This window comes from Bradyrhizobium sp. 172 (genome assembly GCF_023101065.1).
In the GTDB taxonomy this organism is placed as follows: domain Bacteria; phylum Pseudomonadota; class Alphaproteobacteria; order Rhizobiales; family Xanthobacteraceae; genus Bradyrhizobium; species Bradyrhizobium canariense_D.
In genome coordinates this window covers 4,507,082-4,524,098 of sequence record NZ_CP064701.1, presented here as the reverse complement: position 1 = coordinate 4,524,098, position 17,017 = coordinate 4,507,082, and the positions used below count along the sequence as shown (strand labels likewise).

The following is a 17,017-nucleotide window of genomic DNA, read 5'->3' as shown; positions in this document are numbered from 1 at the left end:
GAAGTTCCCATCTTGGCTTGACATTCCGGCCCCGGACAGTGTCTACGGCCCCCTTTGGAGCTTGATCCGGAACCATGGCCTAAGGCCGCGCGTCATCGGCTGCCGGTTCTCGCAGAGATCACGCCCGACAAGCAGGGAGCGCCGATGACGGCAGCATTCACATTTCCGGGGCAGGGTTCCCAGGCGGTCGGCATGGGCAAGGCCCTGGCCGATGCCTTTCCGGTGGCGCGCGCCGTGTTCGACGAGGTCGATGCCGCGCTGGGGGAGAAGCTGACGGCGACCATCTGGGATGGTCCGGCTGAAACCCTCCAGCTCACCCAAAACGCCCAGCCGGCCCTGATGGCGGTGTCTATCGCCACCCTGCGGGTGCTGGAGGCCGAAGCCGGGTTTTCCGTGCGGCGGGATGCGGCCTTCGTCGCCGGCCACTCGCTCGGCGAATATTCGGCGCTGGCCGCGGCCGACAGCCTGACGATTTCCGACACGGCGCGGCTGCTTCGCATCCGCGGTCTCGCAATGCAAAAAGCTGTGCCGGTCGGCGTCGGTGCGATGGCCGCTCTGCTCGGCCTCGACTACGAGGCCGCCGTGGCGGTGGCGGAGGAGGCCGCTCAGGGAGAGGTCTGCCAAGCCGCCAACGACAATGGCGGCGGGCAAGTGGTCGTCTCCGGCGACAAGGCTGCGGTCGATCGCGCCGTCGAGATCGCCAAAACCAAGGGCGCTAAGCGAGCAATGCTGCTGCCGGTGTCCGCACCGTTCCATTGCAAACTGATGCAGCCGGCTGCCGACGCAATGGCGGAGGCGCTGGCCGGGGTCACGATCAAGGCGCCGGCCGCCCCGCTGGTGTCGAATGTGCTGGCGAGCGCGATCACCGATCCCGACGAGATCCGCCGGCGCCTGGTCGAGCAGGTCACCGGCACTGTGCGGTGGCGCGAGTCGGTTGCCTATATGGCGGGGCAGGGCGTCACCCGTTTCTTTGAGATCGGTGCCGGCAAGGTGCTGACGGGCCTGGTCAAGCGTATCGCAGACGGTGCCGTCGGCGTTGCGGTCGGCGGTCCCAACGACATTGCTGCTGCCAAAGATGCATTGGCTGCTGCCAAGCAGGCCTGAAGCGCGATAATTCGTCGTCGCGCGCGAGTTCTACAGTTGACGCACGACCCTTTCGGAAAACCGCTGCGCGCGTTTCCGGATCGTGCCTTGGAGGAGTTATCGATGTTCGATCTGACTGGCAAAAAGGCGCTCGTCACCGGCGCAACCGGCGGCATCGGCGGCGCGATCGCGCAGGCGCTGCACGCGCAGGGCGCCACCGTCGCGATATCGGGGACGCGCAAGGAAGTGCTGGATGAGCTTGCAGGCAAGCTCGGCGAGCGCACCCATGTGCTGCCCTGCAATCTCTCCAAAGTCGAGGAGGTCGAAGCGCTGGTGCCCGGTGCGGAGGCGGCGATGGGACAGGTCGACATCCTCGTCGCCAATGCCGGCATCACGCGCGACAATCTCTTCGTGCAGCTCCGTGACGAAGACTGGGAGGAGGTCATCAACATCAATTTGACCTCGACCTTCCGGCTTGCCCGCGCCGCAACCAAATTGATGATGCGCAAGCGCTTCGGCCGCATCATCGCCATCACTTCGGTGGTCGGCGTCACCGGCAACCCGGGGCAGGGCAATTATACTGCGTCGAAGGCAGGCCTGATCGGGATGATCAAGACGCTGGGTGCCGAATACGCCAAGCGCGGCGTCACCGCGAACTGCATCGCTCCCGGCTTCATCAAGACCCCGATGACCGATGCGCTCAACGACAAGCAGCGCGAAACGATTCTGACCAAGGTTCCGGCCAATCGCCTGGGGACGCCAGAGGACATCGCGGCGGCCGCCGTCTACCTGAGTTCGAACGAAGCGGCCTATGTCACCGGCCAAACCATCCACGTCAACGGCGGCATGGCCATGATCTGACGCCTCATGCCGCACCGCCCCTTGGGCAGCCGAATGCGGCAAACGGCCGTTTCCGGAGCGAAATGAGGCTTGTAGTCAACGCAATTGAAGTATGATAACCGGACCTTCAACGGATGGGCAAAGAACGCCATTGCAGGTTTTTGAAACCCTGTATATTGGCGATGCGGAGCCTTGGCCGTCATTCGCCGGGCCTGCATCGGTTAGGATGGGGCCAGATCAAAGTTCGTAAGCGAAGGCAGTCAACGACCACGACGGCTCGTATCGTCCCGGGGGGTCGGGTCTACAGGGAACAACACGAGGTTATGCAATGAGTGAGATTGGCGAGCGGGTTAAGAAGATCGTGGTCGAACACCTTGGTGTTGAACCCGAGAAGGTTGTCGACGCTGCGAGCTTCATCGACGACCTCGGCGCCGACAGTCTGGACACCGTCGAGCTGGTGATGGCGTTCGAAGAGGAATTCGGTTGCGAGATTCCGGACGATGCCGCGGAAACGATTCTCACCGTCGGCGACGCCACCAAGTTTCTCGAGAAGAACGCGAAGAGCTAACGCTCTTCATTTTCGCGGGGACAACATTGAAACCGGACGGACCGCCCAACAGCGGTCAGCCGGTTTCTTGTTATTGGCCGTGAATCTTTCGATGCGGAGTTTTCGGACATGAGGCGGGTTGTCGTTACGGGTCTTGGCATGGTTTCGCCACTCGGCTGCGGAGTCGAGCCGACCTGGAAGCGCATCCTCGACGGCGAAAGCGGCGCACGCAAAATCGAGAGCTTCGATGTCTCCGATCTTCAGACCAAGATCGGCTGCACGGTCGTGCGCGGCGACGGCACCAACGACACTTTCAATCCCGACATCTGGATGGAGCCGAAGGACCAGCGCAAGGTCGACGACTTCATCATCTTCGGCATGGCCGCAGCCGGCCAGGCGCTCGACGATGCCAACTGGCATCCCGAGACCGAAGAGGATAAATGCGCCACCGGCACCATGATTGGATCCGGCATCGGCGGCCTCAACGGTATCGCCGAGACTGCGGTCCTGCTGAAGGAACGCGGGCCGCGCCGGGTCTCGCCGTTCTTCATTCCGGGCCGCCTGATCAATCTCGCCTCCGGTTATGTCTCGATCAAGCATGGGCTGAAGGGGCCGAACCATTCGGTGGTCACGGCCTGCTCGACCGGCGCTCACGCGGTCGGCGATGCCGCCCGCCTGATCGCGCTCGGCGATGCCGACGTCATGGTTGCGGGCGGCGCGGAATCGCCGATCGGCCGCATCGGCATTGCCGGCTTCAACGCCGCGCGTGCGCTCTCGACAGCCTTCAACGAAACGCCTGAGAAGGCCTCGCGTCCCTACGACAAGGACCGGGACGGCTTCGTGATGGGCGAGGGCGCCGGCGTTCTGGTCCTGGAAGAGCTCGAACACGCCGAGCGCCGCGGCGCGAAGATCTATGCCGAGGTGATCGGCTACGGTCTCTCGGGCGATGCCTACCACATCACCTCGCCGTCACCCGACGGCGACGGTGGCTTCCGCAGCATGGCGGCAGCGCTCAAGCGCGCCGGCCTCACCGCGTCCGATCTCGACTACATCAATGCGCACGGCACCTCGACACCGCTCGGTGACGAGATCGAGCTCGGTGCGGTCGAGCGTCTGCTCGGCAATGCCGCTTCCAAGGTCGCGATGTCCTCGACCAAATCGTCGACCGGTCACCTTCTGGGTGCGGCTGGCGCGATCGAGGCGATCTTCGCCATTCTCGCGATTCGCGATAATGTCGTGCCACCGACCATCAACTTGGACAATCCATCGGTCGAGACTGCGATCGATCTCGTGCCGCACAAGGCGAAGAAGCGCGAGGTCAACGTCGCGTTGTCGAATTCTTTCGGTTTTGGCGGTACCAACGCATCGGTGATCTTCCGGCGTCCGGTCCAATAGTTTGTGTTTGCGACGAATCCACCATTTTGCCGTATTCGGCGATAGTCATACAAGTGGGCGCGTGTACTTGGCCAGACAAGCGATTGTCGGGTCGCATTTGAACCGGCAGGATTCAGGTTGCTTCGATGAGTGAAAGGCCGCCCATTTCGCCCCGGAGCCCGCGGGCAGCGCTCGAGCCCGAGCAGGTCCCGCCGCCGCCGAAGCGATCGGACCGCGCGCGCAATCCGTTCGTGATCGTCGGCAACGCCATCATCACCCTGCTGCTGATTGCAATGATCGGTGCGGGCGGCGTGTACTATTACGGCCGGCAGGTGCTCGAGGCGCCGGGACCGCTGAAGGAAGACAAGATCGTCAACATCCCGCAGCGCGCCGGCAAGCGCGACATCGCCGAGACGCTGAACCGGGAAGGCGTGACCGACGTCAATCCGTGGGCGTTCATTGCCAGCGTCGCTGCGTTGAAGGCGAGCTCGGACCTCAAGCCCGGTGAATACTCGTTCCAGAAGAACGCGTCCTTGCGCGACGTCATTGCCACAATCGTCGAGGGCAAGGTGGTGCAGCATGCCGTGACGATTCCGGAGGGCCTCACCTCCGAGCAGATCGTGGCGCGCCTGTCCGACAACGACATCTTCACCGGCAGCGTGCGTGAGCTGCCGCGCGAAGGCACGCTGCTGCCCGAGACCTACAAGTTCCCGCGCGGCACCCCGCGCGATCAGGTGATCCAGCGCATGCAGCAGGCGCACAAGCGCGTGCTGACCGAGATCTGGGAGCGCCGCAATCAGGACATTCCGGTCAAGAGTCCGGAGCAACTGGTGACGCTGGCCTCGATCGTCGAGAAAGAGACCGGCAAGCCTGACGAGCGCAGCCGTGTCGCCGCGGTGTTCGTCAATCGCCTGAAGCAGAGGATCAAGCTGCAGTCCGATCCCACGATCATCTATGGCCTCGTCGGGGGCAAGGGCACGCTCGGCCGTCCGATCAAGCGCAGCGAGATCACGCAGCCTTCGCCCTACAACACCTATGTCATCGAGGGCCTGCCGCCGGGCCCGATCTCCAACCCCGGCCGCGCCTCGCTCGAGGCTGCCGCCAACCCGGCCCGTACCCGCGACCTCTATTTCGTCGCGGATGGTACCGGCGGGCATTCCTTTACCGAGACCTACGACGCGCACCAGAAGAACGTCGCCAAGCTGCGCGCCATGGAAAAGCAGATCCAGAACGACACGGTCGAGCCGGCCGAGGACGCGCAGCCGCCGGCCGCCGCCGCGCCCGGCGCCGCCGATACGCCGACGGCGACGACGCCGGCACGCCCCAACCAGCAGAAGAAGCCGCCGGCCGCTCGCCCCCCGGGTCCGCCGCCGGCCCGACAAGGCGCGGTGCAGGCCTCGCCCCCGGTGGTGCAGCGCTAGGCCTGCGCGTAGACCTGCCCCGCGGGACTTTGCGGATTACATTTTCCTGCAAAATAGTCTTAAGATTCGCGTGGCTTGATGGCCGCGCGAATCCCGTGCTTCTGGAGAAATTGACCTGATGGCGTTGTCGTCCATGACCGGCTTTGCCCGAAGCCACGGCGCGAGTGGGCCGTATACGTTCGAATGGGAATTGAAGTCGGTCAATGCCAAGGGCTTTGACTTGCGGGTGCGGCTGCCGCAGGGGTTCGACGAGCTGGAGGCTCATGCCAAGAAGCGCGCCGCCGAGCTGCTCTCACGAGGCACCGTCTACGCCAATCTGACCGTCAAGCGGGCCAATGCAGCCACCAGCGTCCGCGTCAACGAGGACGTGCTCAACGCCGTCCTCAAGGCCGCCGCCGTGATCGCCGGCAAGGTCGATGCGGTCGCGCCGAGCGTCGACGGGCTTTTGGCCATCAAGGGGGTCATTGAGGTCGCCGAGCCCGAGGGCGACGAGGAGGAGGACAAGGCCGCGCGCGCCGCCGCCGCGGATGCCTTCGACAAGGCGCTCGCCGAACTCGTCGAGATGCGCAAGCGTGAGGGGACCTCGCTCGGGCAGATCCTGATCCAGCGCGTCGACGAGGTCGAGCAGCTGGCGAAGAAGGCGGAGGCCGCGCCCGGTCGCAAGCCCGAGGCGGTCAAGGCCAGGCTCGCCGAGCAGATCGCGAGCCTCCTCGACACCTCCGACCGTTTTGATTCCGACCGCCTGATGCAGGAAGCGATCCTGATTGCGACCAGGGCCGACATCCGCGAGGAGCTCGATCGGATCGCCTCGCACATCGCGCAGGCGCGCGAGCTGATCGGCAAGGGCGGCCCGGTCGGGCGCAAGCTCGACTTCCTGGCGCAGGAGTTTCACCGCGAAGTCAACACCTGCTGCTCGAAGTCGAACGACATCGAGCTGACCAATACGGGGCTCGCCATGAAGAACGTGGTCGAGCAGTTCCGCGAGCAGGTCCAGAATCTGGAGTGATCGATGACGATTGGCGGTCACGGAACTGATGGTGTCGAGCGGCGCGGATTGATGTTCGTGCTGTCCTCGCCGTCGGGCGCGGGCAAGACGACGCTGTCGCGCATGTTGATCGACCGTATGCCCGGCCTTCGAATGTCGGTGTCGGCGACCACGCGGGCGATGCGGCCGGGCGAGGTCGACGGCAGGGATTATTCGTTCGTCGACAAGGCTACCTTCGGCGCGATGGTGAAAGCCGACCAGCTGCTGGAATGGGCGACCGTGTTCGACAACAGTTACGGCACGCCGCGTGCGCCGGTCGAGGCGGCGCTGTCAGCCGGGCAGGACGTGCTGTTCGACATCGACTGGCAGGGCACGCAGCAGCTCCGAGAGAAGGCGCGCGCCGACGTCGTCAGCGTGTTCATCCTGCCGCCCTCGGCTGCCGATCTCGAGAAGCGGCTGCATTCGCGCGCGCAGGATTCCGACGAGGTGATCCGCAAGCGCATGAGCCGCGCCAGCCACGAGATGAGCCACTGGGCCGAGTACGACTACATCGTCATCAACCACGACGTTGACGAGGCCTTCGCCGAGGTGCAGTCGATCCTGAAGGCCGAACGCCTCAAGCGCGAGCGGCAGACCGGCCTCGTGGGCTTCGTGCGAGGTCTGCAAGGTCAACTTCAAGGCTAGTAGGCTGCGTCAGCCGCGGCCCGTCCTTCGCCAACCGTTCCAGCATCGTCGTGATCACGTCGATGTCGATGGCGTTCTCGACTCCCGCGTCGTCATGGCCGGCCGGCTCTTCGTCATTCACGTCGTTGGCCGCGAGCTGCGGTGCGGCCTCGATCTGGAATTCTCCGTTGAAGATATCGGCCTCGTCGAGCTCTGCGGCCTCGACGTGGACTTGGTCTTGCGCTTGCGGGGCGAGCTCGTCGATCACATCGATCTCGCGATCGATCGCGGCGAGCTGCGCGGTCTTGAGCTGGGTTGACTGCGGACGCAGGGCATCGAAATCCACCGGGCGGGGCTGCCGAGCGTGCGGCGCGCCGGCGGGCGCAGCGTTGAGCCAGGGTGCACGGCCATCGTCGTGATCGTGCGGCTCAAAATTGTCCCAGTTGACGCGGCGCTGGTCGGCGGCCTGGACGCGCATGCGTCCACCGGCGAAGCGGTAGATGACGCTGGCGAGGATGCCGGCAAGCGCCAGCGCGCCGCCGATCACGAGCAGCAGCATCTGGAGCGAGCCGGTCTGCTTGTCGGCGGTGCTGTCTGCCGCGGCCAGAGCCATCGGAGCAGGGGACTTCGCCGGCTTCGCGGTCGGCTGCGCGGCGGCCGCGACAGGTGCAGGCGACGGCTGCTCTGTGGGCGCGGCGGACGCCGTGGAGGCGTCGGGCCAGCGCCCGGCGACGGCGGGCTGCTGTGCGTTGGCGTCAGCGGAGGGGTTCGCAGCTTGCTGCGTCGGCGCCGGTCCCGCCTGTGCAGGCGTCTTCACGGCGGCGATGCTCTGCGGCGTCAGATATTCGGCGCGCGCGTCCTCGACCGAGTGCTGCTGCGGCACGGCTGAATCCGCTGCAGGCGTATCGGGCGCAGTCTGTGCGGTTTGGGTGGCCTTGCCGCCTTCGGCGCGCAGATACCAGCACTGCCGCTTGGTCGCGCGCTCGAGGCGATAATGCCAATGCTGGCCCTGCGGCGCGGCGCCCTTTGGCGAGCCAAGGCAGTCGCTCGCGGCATTTGCCGTGCTCGGTGGCGTCGATGCATTCTGCGACACGGCGGCAAGTGGCGCGCCGGCAATGATGCTGCCTACGAGGGCAGATAAGAATTTTGCGGTGCGGTTGCCCATCCTGGTCTCCCGATTACGCATGACGCAACTCGTTACCTTCCCTTTGTCGTCAAAGACTTGGGTGGCAATGAGCCGCAAATCCGGAGAGGATGTGGCCTGAATCGGGCTTGCGCGGCGTTCGTTCCCCCGCGAAACCAGACTTTTTCGCTGCTATTGCTTGGTCGAAGTCCAGGTTCCGCCGCAGCCGTCCGAGCGGCGGAAGGAACCGGAGCCGCTGCGGGCAGCGAGGCGGCCCGAGCCGGTAAAGGTCACGCCATCGCCTTGACCGAACGTGCTGACCGCGCCGCTCGCGCTGACGGTACCCGTGACGCCTTGGCCTATGACCTTGCCCGAGGAGACCACGACCGCGCCGGACGTGGTGCCGCCGCAGCCGACGCTGACGACCATCCAGGCGCCGTCGAAACTCACGCCACCGCCTCCACCACCGCGTCGCGAGGAGCTGCGCGGCTCCTCGGCGGGCTTGCTGCGGCGCGCCGAGGGCGCCGGCTCGGCGGAACGATCCGACCGCGAGCCGGACAGCGATTTCTCGTCATTGCCGATCGAGCCGCCGGCGCTGCCGGACTGCGCAACGGCGGACGGTGGAGCGCCGACGGCGGACAGGAAGACGGTCAGGGCAATCGCAGGGATGATGGCGCGCATGAGTAAAAATCCAGAATGAAAAATCGTATCAGCGGCCGGAGCCGTCGGCACAGACGGAACCGATAATGCGGCAAGCTTTGCCAGCCTTGCCGCATTCGTCAAGCGCGGCATCTTTCGCGCGCTGCACGCTGTCGCGCTGGACCAGCGACCAGGATTTGTCGGAGATCGCGAACGCGCCGCAGCGGTTGCCATAGAAAGACAGCTCGATCGGACATTTGGCGCCGGCGCAATTGCCGCGCGCATCCGCCACCGCCGCGCGCCGCGAGGCGTGGTTCCAGGAGATGCCCCATTTGCTGCCGTCGGGGCCGTAGACGATCGAGCCCCATGGCTTCAGGTCCTCCATCTTGCGCATCCGCAACAGCAGGCCTTCGGTGGCTTCGCCCGTCGGCGCCATGGAAATCCGCTGCTGGAGTTTCGTGATCGCGCGGGTCAGTCCATCAGGGCTGTCAGGATCGAAATTGAGCTCGTAGAGCCGCTCGCTGAGTTCGCTCAGCAGGGCGGCATCGCGCAAGGGGACGCGGTCCGGATCGGCGCGCAGCCGATCCGCCGGCGGCGGATCGGGCTGCATCGCTGCGACCTGCGGCGGCGCGGTTTGCGTGGGGGCGACGAAATAGAAGGTGCCGTCGAGCGGCGAGGACGACACCCAGGGCTGCTGCGCGCCGGACGTGGCGCGCTTCACCGCGAGGCCGACCTGGTTGAAGGTCTGGAACACGTCGAGGCCCGCGGTCCGGACCGTCGCGGCCAAGGCCTTGGTGTAGGGGCTGTGGCCGTCGCTGCCGTCCTGGGCGACGTTGCCGGGTTGGGTTGCGTAGGAGATCAGCGTGCCCTCGGGCGCGCGCATCTGCGCGAGGCCGCCATCGGAGGCGCGCAGGCCGCGTGAGCCGAAGGGGTTGTTGCGGCAGGCGTCCAGGATCACGAGGTTGAGGCGCGTGCCCGATCCCTGCATCTGGCGCAGCACGAGGTTGACATCGGTCATCTGGAAGTCGACGTCGGCCTCGCGGGTCGGATTGGCGCCGACCGGCACGAGATAGTTGGCGCCCGAGACCTGCACGCCGTGGCCGGCATAATAGAACAGCGCGACGTCGGCGCCCTGCACCTGCCGGCCAAAGCTCTGCACCGCCAGATCCATCGCGCCCTTGTCAAGATCGAGCTGGGCGCGGCCTCCGACCAGCGTAAAGCCGAGCAGGCCAAGCGTGTCCGCCATCAGGCTCGCGTCCTTGGATGGATTGTCGAGCGGCGTGATGTTCTTGTAGGCGGAGTTGCCGACCACGAGCGCGATGCGCTTCTCGGCCGATGCCGGGTGCGTTGCGACGACGAGCAGGGCTGCGACCAGCATCGCCAGCCCCGGGACGCGATTGAAAATCCTCGCGCGCATCAAAATTCCCCAAACAATATCGCCATTCTACCAGCTCGAGGCGCGGGCGAAAAGCGGTGCGACAGTGTGTACAGCGTTGGCCGGTCGCGCCGGGGAGGGCGCACGCTTGCGCGTTCCCGCGGCAGATTCTGCCCGAACCTTGCTGCCGTTCATCGCCCAACTGGAGGCCAAAGGGCGCAGGGAAGGCCGGGCGCCGGCGGCACCCGTTGGTCCGTGCGCTACAGGAATGCACACGGGGTGGACCGATAGGGTGGCCGATCGCCCGGCCTTCCCTGCGCGGATGGTTTTAACGGTGTCCTTCGTGCTCTCCCCGGGGAGCGATGCACTATTGCCCCCGTCGCCTGGCCGATCGATGATGCGCGCGCCCGGTCGGGCCGCCACATCACCGCGAGGCTTGACGCACAGACCCCGGGCGTCAGGACCACACGACTTCTCCATCCGCGGACGGTCCGGCCGAAATCATCGAGGGCTTGCGTGTGCTCACCCCCGATGACCGACAAGCCCGCTCTCCAGCGCCGTGTCGTACGCGTCGCGCGAGGACTCACGGTTGCCCGCCCTGTCGTCACGCCGCCCGCGCCGTCGCTGCCGCGTCCACCGCCACCCGGCCCGCATGTCGTGACGGTCGCGAACGCCCCTTTGGCAGGGCCAGGATGACGGGCGTATGCCACAAATCCGAAATTCGGAAAAGCGAAATATTTTTGCGCGGAGGCCTTGACGGGGGTGTTTTGCCCGACGCGTCAGCGCCGGTGGCGAACGACCCAAATCGGGCTTGGAGCCACCTGAAACGCTTGTCATCCGCTGGCAAGAACAATGTCGAAATGCGCGATCAACGCATGCCTCTCAAGGCGTGATGGCGAATTTTGCAGAGTAACGATTAACCTTTCCGGATGCGGGGCCGCATTGAGCCAGCGGTCGGTCACGTTTTCTTCTTCGCCAGCGAAATACAACTGGGTCACCAGGCAATCGAACCGCCCCTCAACGGTGAGATGAATGTGCGGCGGCCTGACCTCGCCCTCTGCTGTCGGATAGCGGCCCGGTTTGACGGTACGAAAGCTGTAGTGCCCGGCCGCATCCGTTGTGAGACGCGCGAAGCCTTTGAAATTGGGATCGAGCGGCGCCGGATTGATATCACTCGGATGACGATATTTCCCCGCCGCGTTGGCTTGCCAGATGTCAATGCGTGCATGCGGCACCGGCGCTCCCGAACGCGTGAGCACGCGTCCGCTGAGATGGATGAGCTGGCCCAGCGCCTCAGCGGTGCTGCCGCTTGGACGCGCCAGATCGGTTGCCAGATCGGGGTGCTCCGAGACCGGGTAGAACGGGCCGACAATCTGCGGCGGCGTGATCGCCAATGCTGCTGCATCGCGGCCACTCGTCTGGGCTTTGGATGGGGTCTGGCTCATCAAGGCAGCTTGATATCCGCATCCTTGACGACCTTGGCCCAGTGGGCGATGTCACTCCGGATTCCCTCACCAAATTCTGCGGCGGTGCCACCCACGGCTACGGCTCCTATCTTGTCGAGGGAAGCACGGATCTTCGGCTCGAGAAGTACCTTGTTAATTGCCTTGTTGAGCTGCGACGTTACTTCCGCAGCCGTTCCACGCTTCGCTGCAAAGCCGATCCAATCGGCTGTCACCAGATCGGGAAAGCCTGCCTCGATCACAGTGGGAATGTCTCCCAGGGCAGCAATCCTGGTGGGGGCGGTGACGGCAAGCGCTCGCAACTTGCCGGTCGCAATGAGGTCAATAACCGGAAGCGTGGTGACAAACATGTATTGGACGTTGCCGCTGATCAGATCGGTGATTGCTTGGGAAAACTGCTGGTAGGGCACGTGGGTGGCGCGCACGCCCGCCTGCAATGCAAACATTTCGCCGATCAGGTGCGAGGGGGTGCCGAAGCCCGCGGAAGAGAAGTTGAGCTTCCCTGGCTTGCTCTTGAGCAACGCCACCAGACCGGCTAACGAGTCGACCGGCAAGGAAGGCGTTGTAACGAGCACGGTGTAGGATTTCGATATCTTGATCACCGGATCGAAATCCACATCCGCCCGTGTCTCCGCCTTCGGAAGCAGGGCCGGGGTGACCGTCATCGGAAGGCTCATGGTCAGCAGTGTATAGCCGTCCGCCGGACGACCGCTCACGTCGTTCATGGCAATGGTCTGCAGCGCACCGGGGCGATCTTCCACCACAAGTCGCCAGCCTTCATTGGCGGCGAGCTCGTCGGCGATCATGCGGCTGATGATGTCGGGCGGTGTCCCCGCGCCGGCAGGGACTACAACACGTATGAGATTGGACGGATAAGGTTGCGCGGCGACCTGGCCGGGCAGCAACAATCCCGCGAGGCTTCCGAACAGGAAGGTGCGACGGGGTACATGAATGTTCGACATGGCTGCTCCAAACCTTGGCGGTGGAGGGTAACGCGAATTGCAGCTTGTCCCGCGGATCTATATAAGAAAAGTTCTATTTCTCGATAGTTCTATTCCATTTCGGAAAGGGTCGCATGCTCGATGCATCCCAGATCAGCCGTCGGATCAAGCTGCGGCAACTGAACGTGTTTATCGCCGTCGTGGAATACGGGAGCATGGCGAAGGCGGCCGAGCACCTAGCCATTTCTCAGCCTGTCATATCCAAGATGATCGCAAGCCTGGAGCAAACGATCGGCCTTCCGCTTCTGGAGCGCAGCCGGCTCGGCGTTGAGCCCACGCTTTACGGCAAGGCCTTGCTCAAGCGCAGCATTGCTTTGTGCAACGATTTGCGGAGTGGCGTCGACGAGCTGCAATCGCTCGCTGATCCCGCGGTGGGTGAATTGCGCATTGGCAGCACCGAGCCCGTGATGGCCGGACTACTGCCGGCCATCATTGACCGGCTATCCCGGCAATATCCGAGGCTCGCGCTTCACATCATCGAGGGCGAACCGCCGGAGCTTCAGGATCGTCATCTGCGCAATCACGACATCGACCTCATGATAGGGCGCCTGCCGAGCCCGACACCCGCTGCCGATACCGACGTCGAAGTGCTGTTGCACGAAAGCGGTGTCGTTGTCGCAGGCTTGCACAGTCCGTGGGTGGGGCGGCGCAAGATCCGCCTCGACGAGCTGGTCAACGAGCGTTGGTGCCTGCCGCCGCGCGAAAGCTTTCCGGGCGGCTGGATTGCCAACGCATTTCACGCCTCCGGGCTGGAGGTGCCACGTGCCAGCGTAACCGTGTATTCGATCCTTATGCAGTCGGCGTTGCTCTCGTCGGAACGATTCCTGAGTTTCCTTCCGGCATCGATGTTGCACTTCAGCGCGAAGCGGCTGTCGATGAAGGTTTTACCGGTGGAAATGCCTATTCAGATGTGGCCGATCGGGATCATTGCGATGAAGGGCAGAACGCCAAACCCTGCTCAGCGGCTGCTCGTCGAGTGCGCCCGGGAGGTCGCAAAGCCGCTCGCAGGTAAGCGAAACGCGCGTCGTTCCGCTCCTGCGCGGCCATCGTCGGCTACCCCGGGGTAAGGCGGTGGCCGGGCGAGCGCAGCGAGCATTCCGGAGTGCTGCCGCGGAACGATTTCTGGAATGCTTGTCTTCGCCGGAAATGACGCCGAGGAGATGGCGGTCCAACCGGATCACCTCGGGAAACTTATGCTTCCGGCCGTCGTTTAATTGCGGCTGAGGAGACGCCATGCCGATCAAGGACCAGATCAAAAATCTCGCCAAGAAGTTCGTTGAGGATCACCCCGACGCGGCAACGCTGCGGGCGCTCGTGCGGGCTCGGAAGCCGACAGCCATCCGTTTCCAGGACGATGGCATCGTGCCGAATAACCCGCATTTTCCCGTCTTGCTCTATCGCGGCGCGGTGAACCTGAAGACCCGGCGTTTTGCTCCAGAGGTCATCATCGACACGCTGTTCGATCGTCACGGCTGGGGCCGCTCTTGGCGCGATACGGTTTATGACTTTGTCCACTATCATTCGCAGATCCACGAAGTGATGGGCGTGGCACGCGGCACGGCCAGGATCGAGTGCGGCGGGATCAAGGGGCGAATCCTGAGCGTGAAGGCCGGAGATGTTCTGGTCCTTCCCGCAGGGACCGGACACCGACTGATCGAGTCCAGCCGGGACTTCCTGGTCGTCGGAGCGTATCCGCAGGAGGGGACGTATGACGAGTGCACCGACACGCGAGAGCGTCCTGACGCCAGCAAACGCGTCGCCAAGGTCCGCAAGCCGAAGACCGATCCCGTGCTGGGTGCCGGCGGCCCGTTGCTCAAATCATGGCGGATAAAGCCATCGCGATCGTGAGGCGGGGGATCGCTTTTGCTGTGCCGGTTCGAATGTCGTTCGTTGGGACGCCGCCCGTCTTTGTCAGGTCAGATAATCCGGCGTGAAATCCGCGAGCGCGCGGAGCTCGTCGGGTTGCAACAGCTCGATCTCGCTTCCCTCCCAGGCAATCAATCGGCGCCCTCTCAGCTCCTGGATGGTGCGATTGACGTGGACGATCGACAGTCCGCAGGCATCGGCGACGTGCCGCTGCGTCATCGGCATCTGGAAGCGGCCGTTCTTGACGAGGCCCACGACCTCCAGCCTTGCGGCGAGCTCGCAGATCAGATGGGCCACCTTCGGCAGTGCCGCCTGTGCGCCGAGGCGCGCGATCCATTGTCGCGAGATCGCCGCATCGATCAGCGTCTCGCGCCAGAACGCGCGGGTCAGGTGAATGGAGCCGTCGAGCAGCTGCTTGAGTTGGCTGTGTGCGACGTAGCCGACGAGGGAAGGGCCAAGACCGACGAGGTCCGCATCCATCGGCGAGACCAGCAGCGTGTGGAGGCACGGCATGTCGCCGGGAACGTGGAAGGCGAGGATCTGGCTGCGATCGCCGACGATGCGCGCCTGATAGAGGAAGCCGCTGACGACGAAAACGCAGCGAGAGGTATCTTCACCCTGGCGCAGCAGGGTCTCGCCGTCGGAGACCTGGCGCAGCGTGGACGGCAGAGCCGCGATCTGGCGGCGTTCGTCGTCGGAGAGGCCTTCAATCGCCTGGAGATGTGCGATGAACTTGGGGTGCGGCATGGAGAGGAGGAGGTGTTTCAGTCGTCACCCGGCATCGCCGGCTCGAGCAGGCATCGTGAGAGTTTCGCGATGGTCCAATCGGACACGGGAACCGCCTGGAACTCGCGGATGGCGCGCGCAAGCTCCTGATCCGACATCGGCCGCGCCGGCTCCTTCAGCGTGCCTCGCTGGAAGGCAGCGCTGATACTGTCCAGGTGCTCGCCCGACTCCGATGCGAACAGGTGGCGAATGCGCTTCAGGATCGTCGTAGAGCTCATGCGAATGGCGGGCGCAGTCAGCGATCGAGGGACGGTGGGCTGCGACCAAGTAATGTCGCAGACCGGTAGCAACCTGTGCTTCCGACCCGCGTTCTAGTCCGCTGGATACGGGCCAGATGTATCATTTGATCGAACCGGCAGGATTTTTGGCGGGACCTATGGAAAAAGCGCATGACGTGCTGATCCGGAACTTGGGCGAGCACACCGCACTCGCCCAGGAGGATGTCGCCGAAATTCGCGGGCTGACCTTTGTGCAGCGCGAGTTCGCGCCGAACGAGGATTTCATCCGTCAGGGCGACGAACCCGAGCATTCGGCGCTGGTCGTCTCCGGCATGATCGCGCGCTACCATTTGCTCGACAGCGGCCGGCGGCAATACCTCGCGTTCCATCTGTCCGGCGACCTGCCGGACTCCCAGGGCTTGTTCATCGACCAGATGGACCATGGCCTCTGCGCCCTCGGGCCTGCCTCGGTGGCCTTCATCCCGCATCGCGAATTGTTCATTGCGTTCCGGCGACGGCCGACCTTCGCACTGTCGGTTTGGCGCGAGACCCTGCTCGATGCCGCGATCTTTCGCGAGGCCATCACCAACAACAGCGCCCGGCCGATGCACGCGCGCATGGCACACCTGTTCTGCGAGCTGTTCTACCGCGCCCGCGCAGCGCAGCTCGTCCGCGGCAATCGCTGCCGCCTGCCGCTCAGCCTGGCGCAGCTCGGCGAGACCTTGGGTATGGCGATCGCGACGGTGAACCGGACGCTCGCCGACCTCAGGCGGAGCGGGACCATGGACATGCACGACGGCGAGCTCATCGTCATGAAATGGCGCGAATTGCAGCGGCTCGGAGGCTTCAGTCCGACCTATCTGCACTTGAAGCGCCAATCGCCGCCGCATGCGTGAGACCTAAAGCTAACCGTCCGCGGCCGTGCGTCCCATCACCTCGTCAAAGTGCTTCTTCACCCAGTCGTTGCAGGAGCAGGCTCTGGCTTCGAGCGCCGGCGCATCTAGGATCAGGATGGCGCCGCGGCGTGTCGCGAGGATCCGCCTGGCCTTGAACATCTGGATGACGCGGCTGGCATAGCTGCGGGACACGCCGAGCATGCCGGCCAGCTGCTCATGGGTGAGGGGGATCTCGGGGCCGCCGACGTGCTCCTGCGCGGAGATGATCCACTTGGCGGCGCGCTGCTCGATCGAATGCGCGGCATTGCAGGCCGCGGTCTGGAGCAGCTGCGCGAACTGGCAGTCGGCGTAGCGAGAGAAGATTTGCAGAAGCGTGGCCGACCTCTGCTGGGCCTGCTCGAGCACGCGCGGCGGCAGCCGCAGCAGGGTGCCGCCCAGCTTCACGACGATGCGCGAATAGGCCAGCGAGGCGCTGCGGCCGGCGGCAATGCCCACCGCGCCCTCGCGCCCGACCAGCAGGCTTTCGACCTCGCGATCGTCCTCGACCGGCACGGCGAACGACACGAGCGTGGAGCGGCAGGGAAAATGGACCGCCGCCACCTCGTCGCCGGCATGATAAAGGATGTGGCCCGCCTCGAGTTCGACCGGCTGGAGGTGCGGCGCGAGCAGTTCGAAATCCGGGCGGCTGAGCTGCTGGAGAAGATCGTTCTGGGGCCGACCGGTCACATGTCTTGCTC

18 protein-coding genes are annotated in these 17,017 nt (G+C 64.6%); 10 read left to right on the top strand and 8 right to left on the bottom strand.

Going from position 1 to position 17,017, the window contains the following annotated elements:
• Nucleotides 1-144 precede the first annotated feature (144 nt).
• From fabD to gmk, 7 genes are all read left to right on the top strand, one after another.
• On the top strand, nt 145-1,104 hold the full coding sequence (gene fabD, locus IVB07_RS21910) for an ACP S-malonyltransferase (RefSeq protein ID WP_026233738.1): 960 nt from the start codon (nt 145-147) through the stop codon (nt 1,102-1,104).
• A gap of 102 nt (nt 1,105-1,206) precedes the next feature.
• Nucleotides 1,207-1,944 carry a 3-oxoacyl-[acyl-carrier-protein] reductase gene (gene fabG / locus IVB07_RS21905; protein WP_026233737.1) on the top strand — a complete coding sequence of 246 codons (738 nt, stop codon included), beginning with the start codon at nt 1,207-1,209 and terminating at the stop codon, nt 1,942-1,944.
• A gap of 307 nt (nt 1,945-2,251) precedes the next feature.
• Entirely contained in the window at nt 2,252-2,491 is a 240-nt protein-coding gene (locus IVB07_RS21900) for an acyl carrier protein (protein WP_006020277.1), read from the top strand.
• A 108-nt stretch (nt 2,492-2,599) separates the two neighbouring features.
• Entirely contained in the window at nt 2,600-3,865 is a 1,266-nt protein-coding gene (gene fabF / locus IVB07_RS21895; RefSeq protein WP_026233736.1) for a beta-ketoacyl-ACP synthase II, read from the top strand.
• Between the two features lie 125 nt (nt 3,866-3,990).
• Nucleotides 3,991-5,265, top strand: a complete 1,275-nt coding sequence (mltG, locus tag IVB07_RS21890) for an endolytic transglycosylase MltG (RefSeq protein WP_018459115.1) — start codon at nt 3,991-3,993, stop codon at nt 5,263-5,265.
• Between the two features lie 118 nt (nt 5,266-5,383).
• The gene (locus IVB07_RS21885) at nt 5,384-6,271 is read left to right on the top strand and encodes a YicC/YloC family endoribonuclease (protein ID WP_018459114.1); all 888 of its coding nucleotides are present in this window, start codon (nt 5,384-5,386) and stop codon (nt 6,269-6,271) included.
• 3 nt (nt 6,272-6,274) lie between these two features.
• Entirely contained in the window at nt 6,275-6,934 is a 660-nt protein-coding gene (gene gmk, locus IVB07_RS21880; protein ID WP_018459113.1) for a guanylate kinase, read from the top strand.
• Here gmk and IVB07_RS21875 read toward each other — a convergent pair.
• The 5 genes from IVB07_RS21875 to IVB07_RS21855 all read right to left on the bottom strand — a co-directional run bounded on the left by IVB07_RS21875 (nt 6,867) and on the right by IVB07_RS21855 (nt 12,475).
• The gene (locus IVB07_RS21875; protein ID WP_018459112.1) at nt 6,867-8,078 is read right to left on the bottom strand and encodes a hypothetical protein; all 1,212 of its coding nucleotides are present in this window, start codon (nt 8,076-8,078) and stop codon (nt 6,867-6,869) included. The genes gmk and IVB07_RS21875 overlap by 68 nt on opposite strands.
• 150 nt (nt 8,079-8,228) lie before the next feature.
• Nucleotides 8,229-8,717: a hypothetical protein gene (locus tag IVB07_RS21870; RefSeq protein WP_018459111.1), complete on the bottom strand. Its 489-nt coding sequence runs from the start codon at nt 8,715-8,717 to the stop codon at nt 8,229-8,231.
• Nucleotides 8,718-8,745: 28 nt separating this feature from the next.
• Nucleotides 8,746-10,092, bottom strand: a complete 1,347-nt coding sequence (locus IVB07_RS21865; RefSeq protein WP_247297476.1) for a caspase family protein — start codon at nt 10,090-10,092, stop codon at nt 8,746-8,748.
• 791 nt (nt 10,093-10,883) lie between these two features.
• Nucleotides 10,884-11,495 carry a protocatechuate 3,4-dioxygenase gene (locus IVB07_RS21860; protein ID WP_026233735.1) on the bottom strand — a complete coding sequence of 204 codons (612 nt, stop codon included), beginning with the start codon at nt 11,493-11,495 and terminating at the stop codon, nt 10,884-10,886.
• Nucleotides 11,495-12,475: a tripartite tricarboxylate transporter substrate-binding protein gene (locus IVB07_RS21855; protein ID WP_018459108.1), complete on the bottom strand. Its 981-nt coding sequence runs from the start codon at nt 12,473-12,475 to the stop codon at nt 11,495-11,497. The genes IVB07_RS21860 and IVB07_RS21855 overlap by 1 nt, the downstream gene beginning before the upstream one ends.
• 113 nt (nt 12,476-12,588) lie before the next feature.
• Here IVB07_RS21855 and IVB07_RS21850 point away from each other — a divergent pair, with 113 nt between their 5' ends.
• Entirely contained in the window at nt 12,589-13,581 is a 993-nt protein-coding gene (locus IVB07_RS21850; protein WP_018459107.1) for a LysR family transcriptional regulator, read from the top strand.
• 166 nt (nt 13,582-13,747) lie between these two features.
• On the top strand, nt 13,748-14,362 hold the full coding sequence (locus IVB07_RS21845) for a hypothetical protein (RefSeq protein ID WP_018459106.1): 615 nt from the start codon (nt 13,748-13,750) through the stop codon (nt 14,360-14,362).
• Nucleotides 14,363-14,425: 63 nt separating this feature from the next.
• Here IVB07_RS21845 and IVB07_RS21840 read toward each other — a convergent pair whose 3' ends face one another.
• Together IVB07_RS21840 and IVB07_RS21835 are read right to left on the bottom strand one after the other, a co-directional pair.
• Nucleotides 14,426-15,127, bottom strand: a complete 702-nt coding sequence (locus IVB07_RS21840; RefSeq protein WP_018459105.1) for a Crp/Fnr family transcriptional regulator — start codon at nt 15,125-15,127, stop codon at nt 14,426-14,428.
• Nucleotides 15,128-15,144: 17 nt separating this feature from the next.
• Nucleotides 15,145-15,384, bottom strand: a complete 240-nt coding sequence (locus IVB07_RS21835) for a hypothetical protein (RefSeq protein ID WP_018459104.1) — start codon at nt 15,382-15,384, stop codon at nt 15,145-15,147.
• 158 nt (nt 15,385-15,542) lie between these two features.
• Between IVB07_RS21835 and IVB07_RS21830 the strand changes: the two genes are divergently transcribed.
• Entirely contained in the window at nt 15,543-16,280 is a 738-nt protein-coding gene (locus IVB07_RS21830; protein WP_018459103.1) for a Crp/Fnr family transcriptional regulator, read from the top strand.
• 9 nt (nt 16,281-16,289) lie between these two features.
• On the opposite strand, the gene IVB07_RS21825 is transcribed toward IVB07_RS21830, so the two are convergent.
• Nucleotides 16,290-17,006: a Crp/Fnr family transcriptional regulator gene (locus IVB07_RS21825; RefSeq protein ID WP_018459102.1), complete on the bottom strand. Its 717-nt coding sequence runs from the start codon at nt 17,004-17,006 to the stop codon at nt 16,290-16,292.
• Between the last annotated feature and the right edge of the window lie 11 nt (nt 17,007-17,017).